Genomic DNA, 16,943 nt, shown 5'->3' with positions numbered 1-16,943 from the left:
GCGGCCAACTGGTGCAGGTTGGGCAGTTGTGCCGCTTCGGCCATGACGGTGAACGCCTTCTCGGGCACCGCCACCTGGATCAGGCTTGCCGGCACCGGGCGGCCGTTCACCATGGCATCGCCCTGCAGATAGTTCAGATCGGCGAGGCGGTGCACCAGCGGCTTGCCTTGCCACTCTTTCGGCGCGAGCCAGGGCTCCGACGGGTACTTGCTCGCCTGGGCCTCGATCAGCGAGCGGTAGGCGGCCGTGCCGCCACCGTCTTCGGCATAGAGGCCCACCGGCGTCTCGAAAATGGCGACGTAGCGGGTGGGCGTGGTGCCGTCCTCGAGCGGCGGTCCCTTTTCGTGCACCACGGCCACCGGCCCGCTGTCGGCCATGCGGGCCTGGCTGTTGAGGCTGTTTGCGTTGGCGGTCTTCGGCCAGCCGAGCGCGGGCACAGCCTCGGGCGCGCCGGCGTGCACCCGCGCATAGAAGGCGTCGATGGGCTCGCCGCGGCGCGCCAGTTCGGCCATCGCGGCATCCATCACCTGCTTCTTGGCGGCCGAATTCACCACGCCGCCGGGGAACGACGAATCCGGCGACTTAGTCGATGTCCGGGCCCCGATCAGGTAGGTCGAGAACTGCCACACCTCGCCACGCTGCAGCAGTGCCTCCTTGCTGGCCGCACCGGCCGGCTTCTCGCCGGCGTAGTGGGCGGGGGCCAGCGTCTCGATGTAGTTGTCGCCGACCAGCGGTTCCTTGTGCACGGCGATGATGCCCAGCGGCCGCCGCTCGGCCGCCGAGCCGGAAGCCGGATAGATCACGAAGGCCATGCGCGTGCCGTCGTTGATCTGATCGATCCATTTCCTGGTCATGCCCTCGGCCTTCAGCTGCATGAAGTCGGGGCTGTACTTCAACTCCTTGGTCAGGTGTGGCAGCACGTCGCGTGCGTGCTGCGCGTCGAACGGCACCAGTTCCACCGAGCGGTCCTCGATGCCGGGCCGCGGCGAGGTCGATGGTCCTGTCTCCCACCGCCGTCCCCTGGTCGAGCACCTTCTGCGAGAACGGCGCCTGCGCTTCCTGCGTGCGGCCGCCCGGCGCGAGCCAGAAGCGCTTCTGCGCATCGAAGTCCGCATCGGTCACCGGGTGCGGCGCGTTCTGCGAAACGTCCGTCAACGGCAGGTTCGGCCGCTGCACCACCGGCGTTCCGCGCGCGGTGTTCCGCGGGCCGAGTCCGACGTCGCCGTCCACCACATGCACGCGCGATCCGCGCAGGTTGCCCAGTTCGCGCGCCAGCGCCTCGGGCGTCGGCGTGCCCGGCCGGACCGACGGTTCGCCCTTGAAAAGATAGAGCGCCACGTCCTTGCCTTCCGGGTGGCCGGCCGCGCGCAGGTCGGCGGCAATGCGCTCGGCACTCGGCGGATTGCCGTGCTCGGCCACCACCAGGATGCTGTCCGGCGGTACCGCCAGTTCGATCTCGGCTGCCGGCATCGGGCGGCCGTTGACCATCACTTCGCCCACCAGGTAGTTCTTGTCCGCCGTGCGCATCGGCGACAGCAGGCTGCGCGAGCCGGGCACCTTGTCGAAGGCCTCTTCGATCTTGCTGCGCCACTTCAGCGTGCCCTTGCCCTCCGGCCCGTAGAGGCTCGCATCGGTCTCGTAGATGTAGATGTGGCGCGCCGGCTCTCCGTCCGGATAGTCGGGGCTCTTGAACGGCGAACTGTCTTCATAGCCGACGGCGATCGGTCCGCGGCCGACCGTCTGCGATTCCTGGCTGAAGGAGCTCGCCACGTTGAACTCGTGGCCCTTGAGCAGGACCGTGACGCCGTTCGAATCGGTGATGAACGGCGCGCCGCCGCTCACGCGCGAATAGAACGCCTCCACCGGCGCGCCCTTGGCGGCCTCCTGCCGCATCACGTCCTTCATGAACTGCATGCGCGCGGCCTTGTTGATCACGCCGCCCGGATAGCGGTTCTTGTTCGAGCCCAGGTAGGTCGAGAACTGCCAGACCTCGCCGCGGGCCTGCAACGCCTCCTTGCTCGTCTCGCCCGCCGGCTTGCTGCCGCGGTAGAGGGCCGCGGGCAAGGTGTTGCGATAGCTCTCCCCGAGCAGCGCCTCCTTGTGGACCGAGATCAGGCCGATGGGCGCGTCGGAGACCGGCGTCGAGCCGGGCGCCGGATAGATGACGCGCGCGTAGCGCGTGCCGGCGGCGATCTCGCCGAGCCACTTGTCGATCATGCCCTCCGCGCCGAGCGCGTTGTACTCGGGGCTGACGCCCATCTGCCGGACCAGCAGCGGGAACACCTCGCGTGCGTTCTGCGCGGTCATCGGACGCATGTCGACCACGCGGTCCTCGATGCCCAGGTGCAGCGGGTCGATGGACTTGTCGCCCACTTTCGCGCCCTGGTCGAGCACCTTCGGCGAGAACGGCGCCTGGGCCTCCTGCGTGCGCCCGCCCGGCGCGAGCCAGAAGCGCTGCTGCGCGTCGAAGTCCGCATCGGCCGCCACCGGGTGCGGCGCCTTCTGCGACACGTCGGTCAGCGGCAGGTTCGGCCGCTGCACCACCGGGGCGCCGTCGACCGTGGTCCTGGCGCCGAGCACGATGTCGCCGTCCACCGCATGCACGCGAGCGCCGAGCCTGTTGCTCAGCTCGCGCGCCAGCGACGCGGGCACCGGCGCGTCGGCCCGCGCCGGCGTCGCGCCTTCGCAGAGGTACAGCACCACGTCCTTGCCCTCGGGATGGCCGGCCGCGCGCAGGTCCGCCGCGATGCGCTCCGCGCTCGGCGGGTTGCCGCGCTCGGCCAGCACCAGGATGCTGTCGGGCGGCACCGCCAGCTCGATGTCGCGCGCCGGGACCGGCCGGCCGTTCACCGTCGCCTCGCCTTCGAGGTAGTTCAGGTCCGCCGGGCGCATGCCGGCCGTCCGTGCCGCGGCCGGCGCGGCGAGCGGCGCTGATTCGCCGGGCTGCCCGGCCAGCAGCGGACGCGAGCCGGGCTTGGCGCCGGGCTTCAGTCCCACCAGCAGGCTCACGATGTCCTCGGCCACCGGCTGGCGCAGGAACTTCCCGTCGCCGACGGCAGCGTCCTTGCCGGTCATGTGCTTCTCGCGCAGCGCCGTGAGCGCCGCGCCATCCTCGGCGCCCAGGTGGGTCTGCAGCTTGTCGAGGAAGGTGGTGAGCTGCGCGGTCCCGCCCTTGGGCACCACCGGGGTCGCGCCTGTCAGGGAGCGTTCGAGCAGCTTGGGGAACCACTGGGGCACGTCCACGGTGCGGGTGTCGTCCGGCGACACCTTGAAGTCCTGCATCCTGCCCTTCCTGACCGACTTGGCGGCCGAAGGCGCATCCAGCCCGAGCTGCACGCGGAACTCCACGCTGGTGCCCAGCACCCCCACGTCGAACAGTGTGGGCAGCGCGGCCACCGCGGTGAGGCGCCTGGAGCTGTCGGCGTTGGGCCGGCCCCTGCCGCCCGTCATGGCATCGATCAGGTTGCCCGTGCCCACCAGGTGGTGCGGCGATGGCGCGGAACGCTGCAGGCCGGCGGGCAAGGCGCCGTAGACGACCTTCTTCACGCCGTAGATGCCCCGCTGCAGCGTGCGTTCGAGCCCGTTGTCGGCAAAGATGATCCAGACGTTGCTGGTCGACTTGTTGGGCACGCGGCGCTCCTTGCCCGTCAAGTCGGTGAAGGCTTCCGTGAGCGGCTTGCCGGGCACCGACGTGCGGTGATGATTGCCGCCGCGGTTGGGCACGAAGAACAGCGCCTTGTCAGGATCGGCACTCACGTAACCGTGTTCGACCAGCGCCTTGAACCCGGCCACGTCGGGCTTGGCGAGGAAGTTGCGAACCGCGGTCGCGGCCGGGTCGCGGCCGAAGCCGGGCAGGCGGTCGGGCACCACCACCTGCACGCGGTACTTCGCATCGCCGAAGGTCTTCCTGAACTGCTCGAAGAAGCGCGTGGGCACCACGTCGCCCGCGCCGATCACGTCGTTCAGCAGCATCTGCGAACGCCGCTCCACCGAGGGCGTCACCGGCAACGGATTGCCCACCAGCTTCTTGACGATCGGCAGCAGCGGCGCGATGCGGAAGTCCTCGATGACGCGGTCGAACATGAGGCTGCTGGGAACCTTCACGTGGCCATCGGGCGAACTCGACGCCTTGCCGCCGAAGAAGTCCTTCTCTCCTTCGGCCAGCTGGACCTTCTCGCCGTCGAGCTTGACGCTGATCTCCAGCTCGACCACCCGGCCGGAGCCGTCGGCAGCCGGTCCGATGTCCGTGGCCGAACGCACGTTGACGCCGTAGCCGGGGGTTCCCTCCTTGCCGAACAGTTCGGTCTTGGCGGTGTTGATCAGGTCCTTCGCGAACACGGTGAAGATGGTGTCGCGCGACATCGGGCTCACGCCCCACTGCAGCATGCTGGTGCGCCGGTACTCGTCGGGCCGCACGGCCACCGACAGCTCGCGGCCCAGCGCGTCGCGGATCGGCACCGTGGAGCGCCAGCGGATGCTGTCCATGACGCCCGTGGCGATGGCGCGCAGGTTGGAGCGGGTGCCGATCCCGGTGCTCACCGACTGGAGGGTCGGCGACGCCAGCGGCGCGTACTCGCCCACGTTCAGGCGCCCGCGCGCGGTGACGCCGAGGCGCATGTCGGTGCGGGCCGAGCGCGCAGCCGCACGGTCGGCCGCCACCGCAACGGGGTCGGGCCGGGTGCCGGAGCCGTACAGCGCCACCATCTCGGCGCCGCTCAGGTACGACATGCGCTGGTCGTAGCCGTCGTAGGCCGGCCGCAGCAGCGTGTCGCCAGACAGGGGTGCCTTCAGCGGCTTGGTGCCAGTGACGACGATCTCGGGCTGCGCCTGCCCGTCGGCGCCCGGCTTGCGCGCGATCTTGACGTTGTCGAAGCCCGCAGCGCGCATCCGCACCTGGATGGCGGCGTCCTGCGCGGCCTCGACATCCTTGGTTTCCTGCGCATCGTCGCCCTTGCGCCGCACGCCGCCGTCGTTGTCGCTTTCGCTCGAACGCTTGCCGGTGCCGGCGGTCCTGCCCCGGGTGTTGCCGGCACCGCTGGCGGCCACGCCCTCGGCGGCCGATGCCACGGCCTTCTGGGTGTCGATCGCCACACGGAACTCGACCTCGCCGCCCGGCGCCGTTGCTTCCGAAGCACGGGTCTGCACGTCCAGGCCATTCGTCAGATCGTCGAGCTTCACGCCGCCCACCCGCAGCGTGGTGGCATCGCGGCCCGCAAGCCCTGGCAACGCATCCACCGGCGCATCGATCTTCACCGGCTCCAGCGCCACCGGCTTCACATCCGGCGTGCCGCGCCCTGCCGTGGGCGGCGGCTGCCGGTTGGCCGCATCGTTGCCTGCCTGCGCCCGTGCGCGCGCCGCCATCATCGGATGCAGTGCGATGTTGTTGAGCGTGCCGGGCAAGGCCTGCAGCGAGGCGGCGATGAACTCGCCCTTGTTCATTCCCCGGCCTTCGTTCAGGTACGAAATGAGCTGGCCGGTGCCGATCGACCCCGCGCCGTCGGTCACGAACTGGCCGGAGAAGCCGGCGTAGGACATCTTCTGCGTGCCTGCGGTGGTGCTGGAGGCGGTGTTCGCCGCCGCGCTCGTCGCCGCACTGCTGGCCGCGCTTGTCGTCGCATTGGTGGCGGCGTCCGTCGTCGCATTGGCGGCCGCGTTCGTCGTCGCATTGGCGGCCGCGTTCGTCGTCGCATTGGCGGCCGCGTTCGTCGTCGCGTTGGCAGCCGCGTTCGTCGTCGCATTGGCGGCCGCGTTCGCCGTCGCATTGGCGGCCGCGTTCGCCGTCGCGTTGGCGGCCGCGTTCGCCGTCGCGTTGGCGGCCGCGTTCGCCGTCGCGTTGGCAGCCGCGTTCGCCGTCGCGTTGGCAGCCGCATTCGTCGTCGCGTTGGCGACCGCGTTCGTGGTCGCATTGGCGGCCGCATTCAACGTCGCGCTGGCGGCCACGTTCGTCACCGCATCGGCAGCCACGTTCGTTGTCGCGTCGGCGGCGGCATTCGTCGTCGCGTTGGCAGCCGCATTCGTCGTTGCGTTGGCAGCCGCATTCGTCGTTGCGTTGGCAGCCGCATTCGTCGTCGCGTTGGCAGCCGCATTCGTCGTCGCGTTGGCAGCCGCATTCGTCGTCGCGTTGGCAGCCGCATTCGTCGTCGCGTTGGCAGCCGCATTCGTCGTCGCGTTGGCAGCCGCATTCGTCGTCGCGTTGGCAGCCGCGTTTGTCGTTGCGTTGGCAGCCGCGTTTGTCGTTGCGTTGGCAGCCGCGTTCGTCGTCCCGCTGCTGGCGGCGGCCGGTGCGACCTTCCACAGGGGGATCGCACCCGAGGCGCCACCCGTGAGCGGTGCGCTGACGAGCCCGGCCGCGGAACTGACGAAGGTGGCGCCGATGCGCTTGTTGCCCTCCTCGGTGCCCCACTTTCCGTCGAGGCCGACGCGTCCGCTTTCCACCGTCACGCGGCCCACTCCGTCCACGGCTTGCGAAGTGATGCCGGCGCGGGCGCCGACCAGCGCGCGGCCGCCGAGGTTGAGCACGCCCTCGCTCTTGACGAACGCCTCCTTGGCCAGCAGCCGCGTACTCACCGCGGCACTGGTCTTGATGCCGGCGCCCACGCCGGTGGCCGTCACGATGTTGCTCGCCGCGTCGATCGCCTCGTCCTTCAGCGTGAACTTGACGTCTTCCCAGCTCGCATTGCCGGTCAGCGCCTTGCCCTCGAGCGTCCAGAGCGAGGTGTGGCCGTCGGCGTAGATATCGCGCCCCTGCGCGGCGGCGACGACGTCGCCCGTGGTGTCCCAGACTTCGCTCACGAGCATCGCCGTGCCGAAGCCCACCGCCACGTTGCCGCCCGAGGCGATGGTGGCGGCAATGCCTGCCGCGGCGGTGACCGTCATGCGCACCGCTTCGTCGACCACGCTCCAGGTGCCATCGGCGTCCTGCACCTTCTGCGCCAGCTCGGCCGACTTCACGTCGTAGCCGTCCATCAGGGCGTCTTCCTCGGTCGAGTACTTCGACACGGAGATCTTCCCCGCGGCAAGGTCCTTGCGCAGTTGATCCGATTTGGCGAGTCGATCCTCGGTGTAGTCCTTCGCCTCGTCAGCCGAGTCGCCGAACATCGCGCCCCAGGCGTCGCGCACGAAGGTGTGCTTCTCGATGCCTTGGTTGATGCCCTCCAGGTCCTTGCTGATCTGCGCGCTGTCGTTGTCGCCCACGCCCATGTACTCGCCCTTGACGGCGTAGTTCATGTCCATGGCGGACAGCCGCTGCCGCCCCTGCTCGCTGGCCGACAACAGCGATCTGATCTGGTCGCTGCGGTATTCCGCAGCGCGGAGGCTGCGCTGGTCCTGGTCGGTCCCCAGCGCATCGAGCTTGCGCTTGAGGTCCGGATTGCGTTCCTCCCAGTCCTTGATGTAGGCATCGACGGCCTGCGCCCTGTCGTCCAGGGCCTGGCCGGACAGGTCCTTGATCTTCGCCTTCAGCTGGACGTTGAAGTCGCTGTTGTCCTTCGCGTAGGCCTCGTCGGCCTCCTTCATCGCCTCGGGGTCGGCCCGGTCGGCCGCGGACATGTCTTGCAGGTGCTGCGTGTACTTTCTGTCCGCGCCGATCTGCAGGTCCTTGATCTTTCCGTCGGCCACGCCCTTTTGCAGCAGGTCGAGCGTTGCCTGGTTCTCCTTCTCGCCGGGGCCCTGGAAGTTCAGCGAGAACAGCGTCGGGTTGGCCTTGATCCAGGCATCCTTCTTCTGCTGCAGGCGGTCGAGGTCGCCCTGCGTCAGGTGGGTGCCGGCTCGGGTGCTGGCGCTCAGCGCGTCGTTGTAGCGCAGGTCGCTGGCCACCGCGTCGTCGCTGGTCCTGTTGCGCGCCAGCCAGGCATTGCGCGCGGGACGCTCCTCGGGCGTGAGGTAGTCGTCGCCGTACTTGTCCATGTCCGTCTGCTGGGAGACGAAGGCTTCCCAGGCCGCGTCGTTCTCCTGCTTCATGTCGGGGTACATGCGCATCGTGGGCACCTGGCCCTCGGCCTTCATCTTGTCGGCCGTCTTCTTGTCGATGCCCTGCCACATCCAGACGTCGTCCTTCCATTTCTGGAATTGGGTCTGCAGGTCGGCGTCGGCGTTGGCCTTGGCGGTGTCCTTGATCTGCTTGTCGAGTCCGGCCTTGGCGAGCGTCACGTCCTTGTTGGCGAGGTCGACCAGCCGATCGACGTTGTCCAGCGCCGCAAGCTTGATGTCCAGCACGGCGGCCGCATCGGCCTTCTCCTGGCTGCCCGGGCGTGCATAGGAATGGTTCTGGTAGGCGATGGCGGCCTGCTTGTCGAGCACCACCTGCTGGTTCTTGGTGAGCGCGGCGGTGTATTGCGCGCCGGCGACCGTCGCCTCGCCCTTGGCGGCGTCCTGCTTCTCCACCAGCGCCTTGCGCTCGGCGCGCAGATCGGTCGTCGATTCGCCCATGCGGTTGTACAGGCGGATGTTCTTGTCGATGTTCGCGATCTGGGTGCCGTAGCCGGCGGCAAAAGTCGGCCTTGTCCTCGGCCTGCTTCTGCAGGTAGGCCAGCCCGCCGCTCTTTTCCACGGTCACCGGCTGCTTGGTTTTGGGGTCCGTGTCGTGGACCTGGTAGGTGGACTTCTCGTCGATGACCTGCACGCTCACGTGGTCGTGCTGCCAGTCGTGCGACTCGACCACCACGCGGTCGGTGACCGGGTCGTACATCGTGCGCGTCTGGACATCCCCGTTGTCGGAGGTGGGCTCGGTCACCTCGACGGTCCCCTCGGGCAGCGCGGCCAGCACCTGTTCCTCGCTCAGCCCCATGCTCCTGGCCACTTCGGCCAGCGGCTTCCGGTCTTCGAAGATCGCCTTGCGCGCGGTCTCGCCCGGGCCGCTGCGGTCGTCCGGCTTGCCTTCGAGCACCGTGCGGCGCCCGCTGGCCGAGGTCGCCACCGCCTGCACCGAGCCGTCGCTGGCAACGGTCCGTTCCAGCGTGGTGCCGTCCTTGTTGTAGGTCTTCACGGTGGTGGTCACGTCCGACACCACCAGCTCCTGGCCGGGTTCGAGCGGCTTGCCGTAGTCCACCGTGGGATTCAGCGTGAACAGCTGCTCGGGCGTGCGCCCCACGGCCTTGGCGAATTCCAGGTAGCCCTCGCGCTCGCCCACGGGACGCGTGATCTTCGCGCCGGTCAGCGAGGTGGTGGTGTCGACGCGCAGGCCGTTCTTGTCGACCACGCTCTCGGTCCGGGTGCCGGCCTGGGGGTCGATCGTGACGGTAGTGGTCGTGCCTGCCTTCTCATCCTTGGACACACGGCTGTAGCGCCCCTTGCCGTCTTCCGTCGCCTCGAAGGTCTTCCTGCCGCCGGGCGCAGTAGGGTCGGCGATGTCGCCCTTCACCGTGAGGGTGTCCTTCTTCGCGTCGTGCGTGTAGGAGAGCGATGAGTCGCCCTTCTTCACCGTCGTGACCTGCGCATCGCCGCCGGGCTTGCCCGACTCGATGCGAATGCCCGCCGCATTGGCCTCGGCGATCACCTTGTCGACGCCGATGTGGCGGTCCTTTGCGATCTGGTCGACGGTCTTTCCGTCGGCGATGGCGCTCAGCGTCTTCGAGACCTCGGGCGTCACCGCCGCCGGCTTGGGCTGGAACAGCCCGTTCAGCGGCGCGGTGGACGAATTGCCGCCCGTGCCGAGCGCCGGCCCGTTCAGGGTCGAGGGGAAGGTGGTCGGTCCGTGCAGCGGAGCGTTCGGTGCGGTCAGTGTCAGCGAGGTCAGCGGCAGGTTGTTGGTGGTGCCGGCGATGGCGTCCAGCCCGGAGCGCGGCTGCACCTGCAGCAGCTGCAACAGCGGCGAATGCAGCGGATCGGTGGGCATCGGCGGCGTCGCCTGCACCGTGGGGAACGGCTGCGTCACGGCCTGGCTCGGCGGCGAACTGCCGTAGAACTCGGTCTGCGCATCGGTACCGACAGCGTCGGCGAATTTCGTGTGCGCTGCGTCGGCCTCCCCGCGCAGCTTGGTGGCGGCGGTCTGCGCGTCGGAAAGGTCTGTGCGCTCCTTGTCGGTGATGACGGACTGCGGCTTGCCGGGGGGCGGCGTCAGCTCGACCACCTTGGCCTCGGCATCCTGCGCCTTGCTCTCCTTTTCCTGCGCGTCGAGATTGAGCTTCGAGAGCTCGTTGGTCTTCTGCGCCTGGTCGCGCTCGCCCTGCGCGTCGGCCACCTTCTTGTCGCCGGCGGCCGAGGCCTTCGCCTCGGGGCTCTTCTTCTGTTCGCGCTTCTGCTCGATCTGCGCATTGAGCAGCGTGACGTCCTTGTCCTTCAGGTCGGCCTGGGCGCTCGCCTCCTTGGCGCGTGCATCTTCGAGCTTGGCCTCCTGCTGCGCCTTCCTGGCCTTGTTGGCCTCGGCGAGGTCCTTGGTCTTCTGGGCCTGCGCCTCCATCTTCTCGGCATGCTCGCGGGCCTCGCGCGCCTTGCGCTGCGCCTCGATCGCGCGCTTGCGGGCTTCCTCGGCCTGGCGCTGCGCCTCGCGCAATTTCTCGAGCAGGGCTTCGAGCTGGCGCTGCAGTTCGCGCGCGCGCGCCGCGGCGTCCGACTCGGCCGATGCCGCCGCGGGCTGCGGCGTCTGTTTCACGGGGTTGGGTACGTTCACCGGCACGCGTGCGCTGCCGCCACCATCCGCAATCAACATGGCTCGTTCCTTTCGATCATCGGTTTCACTCGCCGCCCTGCGCCCAGCGCAGCAGCTTGGCCACGGGGGCGTAGAGCGCCCGCGGAATCGGCTGGTCCTCGGGCACCTCGTCGTAGAGGCGCTCGGCCAGCGCGGGCTCGAATTCGGTGGGCACCAGGCCCTCGCCGGCAAAGCGGCGGATCTGCGCGGCCACGTCGCCCTCGCCGCGCGCGATCACGCGCGGCAGATCGGTCTCGCCCAGGTATTGCAGCGCCACGGCCACACGCGGCGAATGGATCACGGCCGAGGCGGCGCGCACGCGGTCGTTCAGGCTCGCATACACGGCCTCGAAATGGGCCGAGCGCCGGCGCGAGCGGTTGATGGGGTCGCCCTCCATCTCCTTGTATTCCTGCCGCACTTCCTGGATGGACATGCGCTGCTGCTTCATGAACTCGTGGTGCTCGTGCGCGTAGTCGACCATGGCCATCACCGCGTAGATCAGCACCGCCCAGCCGAACGCGACCAGCACCATGTGGGCCGCGGCCGTCATGATTGCCTCGGGCCGCGCGTAGCCGAGCTTGAGCGCGGTGTCGACGAACCCGCGCACCACCACGAACATCAGCACCGCGAGCAGCGCCGTCTTGGTGCTCATCTTGAGCAGGTTGATGAGGTTGCGGCTCGAGAAGATGCGCTTCAGGCCCTCGGCCGGGTTCATGCGGTTCACGTCGGGTGCGAGGCGCTCCCAGGCCGCCACCCCACCGACCTGGAACAGCGAGCCCACGATGCCGGCCGCGGCCGTGATCGCCATGATCGGCAGCGTGCCCCAGAGCAGCGTCTCGCCCGTGTGCAGCAGCAGCTCGACGAAACGGTCGTCCGGTGCGGTGAGCAGCGTGGTGCTGGTCGCATGCAGCCAGAGTTCGCGCAACAGGTTGTAGACCAGCTGCCCGCCCAGCCACAGCGAGACCACGACCACCACGAACACCACGGTCGAGGCCACGTCGGTGCTGAACACCACCTCGCCGCGCTTGCGCGCATCGCGCAGGCGCTTGGCGGTGGGGGCCTGGTCCTTCTCCGCCATGGGCTACAGCGTCGAGCGCAGGAAGTCGAGCACCCCGTTCTCGGGGCGCAGGAAGTCCTGCAGCGACTCGTACACGAAGAACAGGAACAGCAGCATCATCAGATGGGCCAGCAGGCTCTTGAGCGGCTGCGCGAAGACGAACACGTTGAGCTGCGGCGCCACGCGGCCCACCAGGCCCACGCCGAGCTCCACCAGCAGCAGCACCACGATGACCGGCGAGGCCAGCTTCACGATCCAGAGGAACAGCGTGTCGCCCTGGCGGATGGCGAACTGCTCGAGCACCAGGCCGAGATTCGGAAAGAAGGAGCCGACCGGCCAGAGGCGGTAGGAGTCGACGATCACGCCGAGCATCGCCAGCAGGCCGCCCGCCGACACGAAGAGCGTGATGACCATCCAGCCCAGGAACTCGCTGGTGGCGCCGTTCTCGTGCCCGGCCACGGGGTCGAAGAAGGAGGCGTTGCTCGACCCGGTCTGGAAGTCGATCAGGTCGCCCACGCTCTGGATCGCCCAGATGAAGATGCCGAAGCCCAGGCCCAGCAGCACGCCGATCAGCGCCTCCTTGCCGGCGATGAACACCCAGGTCGCCATCGATGCCGCCGGCACGTCGCCCGCGACCGGCGACATGAAGATCGCGAGCATCAGCAGGATGCCGTTGCGCACCGTGCCGGTGATCATGCCGCCCGAGAGGAAAGGCACCACCGCGAAGATCGCGAACAGCCGCGGCAGCGTGAGCACCACCGCCGAGAAGAACTGCTCCATGTTGCCGAGTTCGAAGCTTTCCATGGCGAATCCCTTCGCAGCTTCTCAGGCCGGCCGGCGCATGGCCCAGGCCTGCGCGGTGCGCTCTTCGTTGCCGTCTTCGAGCCGCTGTTCCTGCAGCTGCAGGCGCTCGCTGCGTGCGCGCTGCTGCATCTGCTGCGCCTTCTCGAGCTCGCCGTGGGCGGCGCGCAGCTGGCGGCGGCTCTGGTCGAGCACCTGCTCGCGCTCGGCATGCGCCTGCGCAGCCTCTGCGGCGGTCTGGCCGGCCTGGGCGATCTGCGCATCGAGCGCGCCGCTCCAGGCGCCGGCGTGGCGGAACTCGGCCACGCTGAGCTGGCCGCCCGAGAGCGCGCCGCGCGTGGCTTCCCAGTGCTGCGCCTTGTTCTGCACCTGCTGCTGCCGGGCAGCCTCGGCCTCGCGCCATTGCGCCTGGCTGTGCTCGGCCGCGGCGCGGTCGCGTGCGACCACGCCCATCGCCACGGTCTTCTGCCGTTCGCGCACGTCGGCCAGCAGCTTCCAGTCGATGCTCATGCCGGCCTCCTCGCTGCCGGCGTGCAGCGCAGCAGCGCCGCCAGCGATTGCGCGAAGTCCTCGCTCGTGCCCGGCGGCTGCGCGAGGAAGTCCAGCATCGCGGGCCGCGCGCCGATCGCTTCGTCGGCGAGCGCATCGCTGCCCGGCCGGTACTCGCCGATCTGCACCAGCAACTCCATCTCCTGGTACTTGGCGAGCAGGCTGCGAAAGCGCGCCGCCGCCGCGCCGTGCTCGGCCGTCGTCACCAGCGGCATCACGCGGCTGATGCTCGCGAGCACGTCGATCGCCGGATAGCGGTTGGCCGCCGCGATCTTGCGCGACAGCACGATGTGGCCGTCGAGGATCGAGCGCACCTCCTCGGCGATCGGGTCGTTCTCTTCGTCGCCCTCGGTCAGCACCGAGTACACGGCGGTGATGGAGCCGGTCCTGCCCTGCCCCGCGCGCTCCAGCAGCTGCGGCAGCATCGAGAAGATCGAGGGCGGATAGCTGCGGCGCGTGGGCGGCTCGCCGCTGGCCAGGCCGATCTCGCGCTGCGCGCGCGCGAAGCGCGTGAGCGAATCGACCAGCAGCAGCACCTTCTTGCCCTGGTCGCGGAAATGCTCGGCGATGGTGGTCGCCACGTAGGCCGACTTGATGCGCTCCATCGGCGGGCGGTCGGAGGTCGAGACGACCATCACCGTCCGGGCCAGGCCCTCGGCGCCGAGGTTGTGCTCGAGGAATTCCTTCACCTCGCGCCCGCGCTCGCCAATCAGCGCGATCACGTTCACGTCGGCCGTCGAACCGCGCGCGAGCATGCCGAGCAAGGTGCTCTTGCCGACGCCGGGCGGTGCGAACACGCCGATGCGCTGACCTTCGCCCACGGTCAGCAGCGCATCGACCGCGCGGATGCCGGTGGCCATCGGCGCATCGATCATGCGGCGCGCCAGCGGGCTCACGGGCTCGCGATGCACCGGCAGCCGCGTGTGGACCGCCAGCGGGCCGAGCGCGTCGATCGGCTGGCCCAGCGCATCGAGCACGCGGCCCAGCAGTTGAGCGCCCACCGGGCAGGCATGGCCGCGTCCGGTGGGCACCACCTCGGTCAGCGCCGAGATGCCGGTGATGGACCCCAGCGGCGTGAGGATGGCCGTGTTGCCGCGGAAGCCCACCACCTCGGCGAGCAGCGGCGGCTCGCCCGGCGTGACCAGCTCGCAGAGTTCGCCCACGTGCGCCTGGATGCCGGTGGCGTCGATCAGCATGCCGACCGCCTTGCTGACGCGCCCGCGCATCGCCACAGGGGTGACGTGCGCAAAGGCCGCCTCCAGTTCGGCGACGATGTCGAGCGCCGCGTCGGACATGCCCGCGCCCTGCATGGCCGTGGCCGGCGGGTTCATCGGCTTCTCCCCGGCACCGGCATGCCGCCCTGCTCCACCGCACGACGGAAGGCCTCCAGCTGGGCGTCGACGCCGATCTCCAGCACCCCGGTGGAGGTCTGCACCAGGCAGGCGCCGGCCGGCAGCTCGGGATCCGGCGTGAGGGTCATCGCCATGGTCCAGTTGGCGTCGGTGCGCAGCCGGTGCAGGGTCTCGCGCATGTGCGCCTCCTGCGCCGGCGCCACGCGCACGGTGATGAACGACTCGGCGCGCAGCAGCGCCTCGACGCGCTCCAGTGCCGAACGGAACAGCACCGCGGGATCGGCCTCGGCCAGGAACTGGCCCACCGCCTTGACGACGATCTGCGCCATGGACGTGCGCAATGCGTGCAGCTGCCGCTCGACCGCCATGCCCTGCGAGACGAGCTGCGTCGCGTACTCGGCGCGTGCCTGCGCGAGCCCTTCCTCGTAGCCCTTGCGGCGGCTCGCCTCGGCACCGGCCTCGGCGCTCGCGGCGATGCGCGCGGCCTCGCGGCGCACCGTGTCCAGCACCGCCGATGCATCCAGCAGCGCCGCGTACTCGTTCTCCTTCAGCACCTTGCGCTCGCTCAGCAGCTGCAGGTTGTCGGTCGTGATCAGAAAAGCCAGTCCCATTGCGGCAGTCTTTCGGGAACGATGCAGGAGAGCATCAGTTCATGGAGTTGCAGCGTCTGGCGCGGTGCCAGCGCCGGCACGCTCAGGGCGGAGATGCGCCGCGGCAGCTTGTGCTGCAGGCGCTGGCGCAACAGCGCCCCTTCGGGCGCGGCGGCGCCGAGCAGCAGCCGGTAGCCGCGGTCCAGCACCACGCGGCCGGTGGCCAGCGGCCGCGCCTGCACGGCGGTGCTGTCCATGTGCAGCGCGGTGAGCTGCGGCACGCGGTCGAGCACGAAGTCGACCGCATCGCGGTCGAAGCGGCGCGCCTGGCGCCGGATCTGCGCGCCTGCGCCGCCGCGCAGCCTGAACAGCGGCAGGTGCGCGCAGAAACCGAGGTAGGCCGCGAGGCGGCGCAGCGAGGCGGCATCGAGCAGCGCGAGGCGCTTGAGCCGCGAATCGAAGTTGTAGTCGCCCCCCGCGCGCAGCGGCTGCAGCTGGCTGCGCGCCTGCTGCTCGCGCAGCATCGCGGCCAGCACCGCGCGCCCCGCGGGGCCCAGGCGTGCCACCGAACGATGGTGCGCCGGCCAGTGGGCGGGCAGCCAGCTCGGATGCAGGCCCTCTTCCGGATGGAGGTTGAAGCGCATCACCAGCCGCACCAGGTCCATCGGGCCGGGCACGGCGGCACGCGGTGAGGTGGCTTCGGCGGCGGCTGCGGGCATCGTCGGGTCGGCGCTCGCTCAGCGCTTGTTGTGCAGCACCTGGCGCCGCATCCAGGTGCGCCAGTCCTGGCCCTGGCGGCGCAGCAGCGCCGGCAGCGCCATGAGGCAGACGGCCGCCAGCAGCAGCAGGCCCAACAGCACCATGGCGGTCTGCTGCGGCAGCACGCCGAGCACCAGCGGCGCGCCGCCCGGCTGCCCGGCCGGAACCGCGGCCGCGGTGCGCCGCGCCTCGAACAGCGACAGCGAGACCTGGTCGTGCGTGAGGCCCTCGATGCTGTGGGCGACCATGTCCTTCACCGCGGGCGCCAGCAGGCGCAGGTCGACGTCGGGCCGGTGCTTGATGAACACCGCCGCCGACGAGGGCCGGATCTTCTCGCTCAGCGGATCGTTGGCCGGAATGACCACGTGCACGCGCGCCGACACCACGCCGTCGACGTTGCGCAGGGTCTGCGACAGCTCCTGCGAGATGGCGTAGATGTAGCGCATGCGCTCCTCGGACGGCGTGGACACCAGGCCCTGCTTCTGGAACACCTCGCCCATGCTCACGTAGCGCTCGGCCGGCAGGCCCTGCACGCGCAGCACGTCGAGCGCCTGGCTCAGGCGGTCTTCCTCCACCTCGACCTGCCAGGTGCTGCCTTCGAGCCGGGTCTTGGCCGCGCCGATGCCTTCGGCCGACAGCGCCGCGACGATCTCGTTGGCCTCCTGCTCCTTCAGGTTCGAATAGAGCGCGACCTTGCAGCCGGAAAGCGCCAGCAGCAGCGCCAGCATCAGAAGCCAGCGCGAACGTGGGTATGACGCGCTCATTGCTGGTTCTTCAGCAGGCTGCCGAACAGGCTGGTGGCGGCGCTGGCCAGCCCGGTCGAGATGTGCATGCGCGCGAACATCATGTTGGCTTCCATGGCGTGATCGGTCATCACGAACATGGTCTTGATCGGGTCCGCGAAATCGATGGACTCGAGCATGCTCTTGCGCATGTCCTCGATGGAGCGCACGTTGCCCGAGAGCTGCGCGGCCAGCGACTTGGCGGCGTCGCCGATCGCGCTCGGCGCGGCGGTGCCGCCCGTGGCCTGCATGCCCTGCATCATGTTGGCGAACATGCGCGTCTCGCCCGGATCGAACTGCGACGGACCCGCGGAGGGCGGCGCCGCGGCCGACGGGGCTGCCGTGGCGGCCGATGCGGCTTCGGGCGGCAGCGCGCCGGCGGCAGCCGACGATGCGACGGGATCGGTCATGTTTCACACTCCTCGAAAA

The 16,943-nt window shown here is 69.7% G+C and carries 11 protein-coding genes; 2 read left to right on the top strand and 9 right to left on the bottom strand.

Annotated features, from left to right (window positions below; translation table 11 throughout):
* Window positions 1-582: 582 nt before the first annotated feature.
* Window positions 583-8,427, bottom strand: a complete 7,845-nt coding sequence (locus tag M2165_RS21000; RefSeq protein WP_280816517.1) for a hypothetical protein — start codon at window positions 8,425-8,427, stop codon at window positions 583-585.
* A 242-nt stretch (window positions 8,428-8,669) separates the two neighbouring features.
* Here M2165_RS21000 and M2165_RS20995 point away from each other — a divergent pair, with 242 nt between their 5' ends.
* Together M2165_RS20995 and M2165_RS20990 are read left to right on the top strand one after the other, a co-directional pair.
* Window positions 8,670-8,975, top strand: coding sequence for a hypothetical protein (locus M2165_RS20995; RefSeq protein WP_280816516.1), 306 nt, complete (start codon window positions 8,670-8,672; stop codon window positions 8,973-8,975).
* Window positions 8,976-9,464: 489 nt separating this feature from the next.
* On the top strand, window positions 9,465-9,899 hold the full coding sequence (locus tag M2165_RS20990) for a hypothetical protein (protein WP_280816515.1): 435 nt from the start codon (window positions 9,465-9,467) through the stop codon (window positions 9,897-9,899).
* Between the two features lie 771 nt (window positions 9,900-10,670).
* Here the strand turns inward: M2165_RS20990 and M2165_RS20985 are convergent.
* Genes M2165_RS20985 through M2165_RS20950 form a run of 8 tightly spaced genes read right to left on the bottom strand, consistent with a single transcriptional unit; the run spans window position 10,671 to window position 16,924 of the window.
* Window positions 10,671-11,702, bottom strand: a complete 1,032-nt coding sequence (locus M2165_RS20985) for an EscU/YscU/HrcU family type III secretion system export apparatus switch protein (RefSeq protein ID WP_280816514.1) — start codon at window positions 11,700-11,702, stop codon at window positions 10,671-10,673.
* A 3-nt stretch (window positions 11,703-11,705) separates the two neighbouring features.
* Window positions 11,706-12,485: a type III secretion system export apparatus subunit SctT gene (sctT, locus tag M2165_RS20980; protein ID WP_280816513.1), complete on the bottom strand. Its 780-nt coding sequence runs from the start codon at window positions 12,483-12,485 to the stop codon at window positions 11,706-11,708.
* 21 nt (window positions 12,486-12,506) lie between these two features.
* Entirely contained in the window at window positions 12,507-12,992 is a 486-nt protein-coding gene (locus tag M2165_RS20975) for a serine kinase (RefSeq protein ID WP_280816512.1), read from the bottom strand.
* On the bottom strand, window positions 12,989-14,362 hold the full coding sequence (locus M2165_RS20970) for a FliI/YscN family ATPase (protein WP_280816511.1): 1,374 nt from the start codon (window positions 14,360-14,362) through the stop codon (window positions 12,989-12,991). Before M2165_RS20970 ends, M2165_RS20975 begins: the two co-directional genes overlap by 4 nt.
* The gene (sctL, locus tag M2165_RS20965) at window positions 14,359-14,994 is read right to left on the bottom strand and encodes a type III secretion system stator protein SctL (protein WP_280816510.1); all 636 of its coding nucleotides are present in this window, start codon (window positions 14,992-14,994) and stop codon (window positions 14,359-14,361) included. The genes M2165_RS20970 and sctL overlap by 4 nt, the downstream gene beginning before the upstream one ends.
* Window positions 14,976-15,692: a SctK family type III secretion system sorting platform protein gene (locus tag M2165_RS20960; protein ID WP_280816509.1), complete on the bottom strand. Its 717-nt coding sequence runs from the start codon at window positions 15,690-15,692 to the stop codon at window positions 14,976-14,978. The genes sctL and M2165_RS20960 overlap by 19 nt, the downstream gene beginning before the upstream one ends.
* 18 nt (window positions 15,693-15,710) lie before the next feature.
* A complete protein-coding gene (sctJ, locus tag M2165_RS20955) occupies window positions 15,711-16,496 on the bottom strand; it encodes a type III secretion inner membrane ring lipoprotein SctJ (protein ID WP_280816508.1) in 786 nt (261 codons plus the stop codon).
* Window positions 16,493-16,924, bottom strand: a complete 432-nt coding sequence (locus M2165_RS20950) for a hypothetical protein (RefSeq protein WP_280816507.1) — start codon at window positions 16,922-16,924, stop codon at window positions 16,493-16,495. The genes sctJ and M2165_RS20950 overlap by 4 nt, the downstream gene beginning before the upstream one ends.
* Window positions 16,925-16,943 lie beyond the last annotated feature (19 nt).

Origin of the sequence: Variovorax sp. TBS-050B, from assembly GCF_029893635.1 — a bacterium.
Lineage (GTDB): Bacteria > Pseudomonadota > Gammaproteobacteria > Burkholderiales > Burkholderiaceae_C > Variovorax.
The sequence above is the reverse complement of the archived record's forward strand: the minus strand, read 5'-3'. Positions and strand labels throughout refer to the sequence as shown.

Bases quoted from the DNA above. Each gene is read 5' to 3' on its own strand.
- sctL (WP_280816510.1), bottom strand. From the start codon at position 14,994: ATGGGACTGGCTTTTCTGATCACGACCGACAACCTGCAGCTGCTGAGC.
- M2165_RS20985 (WP_280816514.1), bottom strand. From the start codon at position 11,702: ATGGCGGAGAAGGACCAGGCCCCCACCGCCAAGCGCCTGCGCGATGCG.
- sctJ (WP_280816508.1), bottom strand. From the start codon at position 16,496: ATGAGCGCGTCATACCCACGTTCGCGCTGGCTTCTGATGCTGGCGCTG.
- M2165_RS20950 (WP_280816507.1), bottom strand. From the start codon at position 16,924: ATGACCGATCCCGTCGCATCGTCGGCTGCCGCCGGCGCGCTGCCGCCC.
- sctT (WP_280816513.1), bottom strand. From the start codon at position 12,485: ATGGAAAGCTTCGAACTCGGCAACATGGAGCAGTTCTTCTCGGCGGTG.
- M2165_RS21000 (WP_280816517.1), bottom strand. From the start codon at position 8,427: ATGGGCGAATCGACGACCGATCTGCGCGCCGAGCGCAAGGCGCTGGTG.
- M2165_RS20970 (WP_280816511.1), bottom strand. From the start codon at position 14,362: ATGAACCCGCCGGCCACGGCCATGCAGGGCGCGGGCATGTCCGACGCG.
- M2165_RS20975 (WP_280816512.1), bottom strand. From the start codon at position 12,992: ATGAGCATCGACTGGAAGCTGCTGGCCGACGTGCGCGAACGGCAGAAG.
- M2165_RS20960 (WP_280816509.1), bottom strand. From the start codon at position 15,692: ATGCCCGCAGCCGCCGCCGAAGCCACCTCACCGCGTGCCGCCGTGCCC.
- M2165_RS20990 (WP_280816515.1), top strand. From the start codon at position 9,465: ATGCCCGCCGCATTGGCCTCGGCGATCACCTTGTCGACGCCGATGTGG.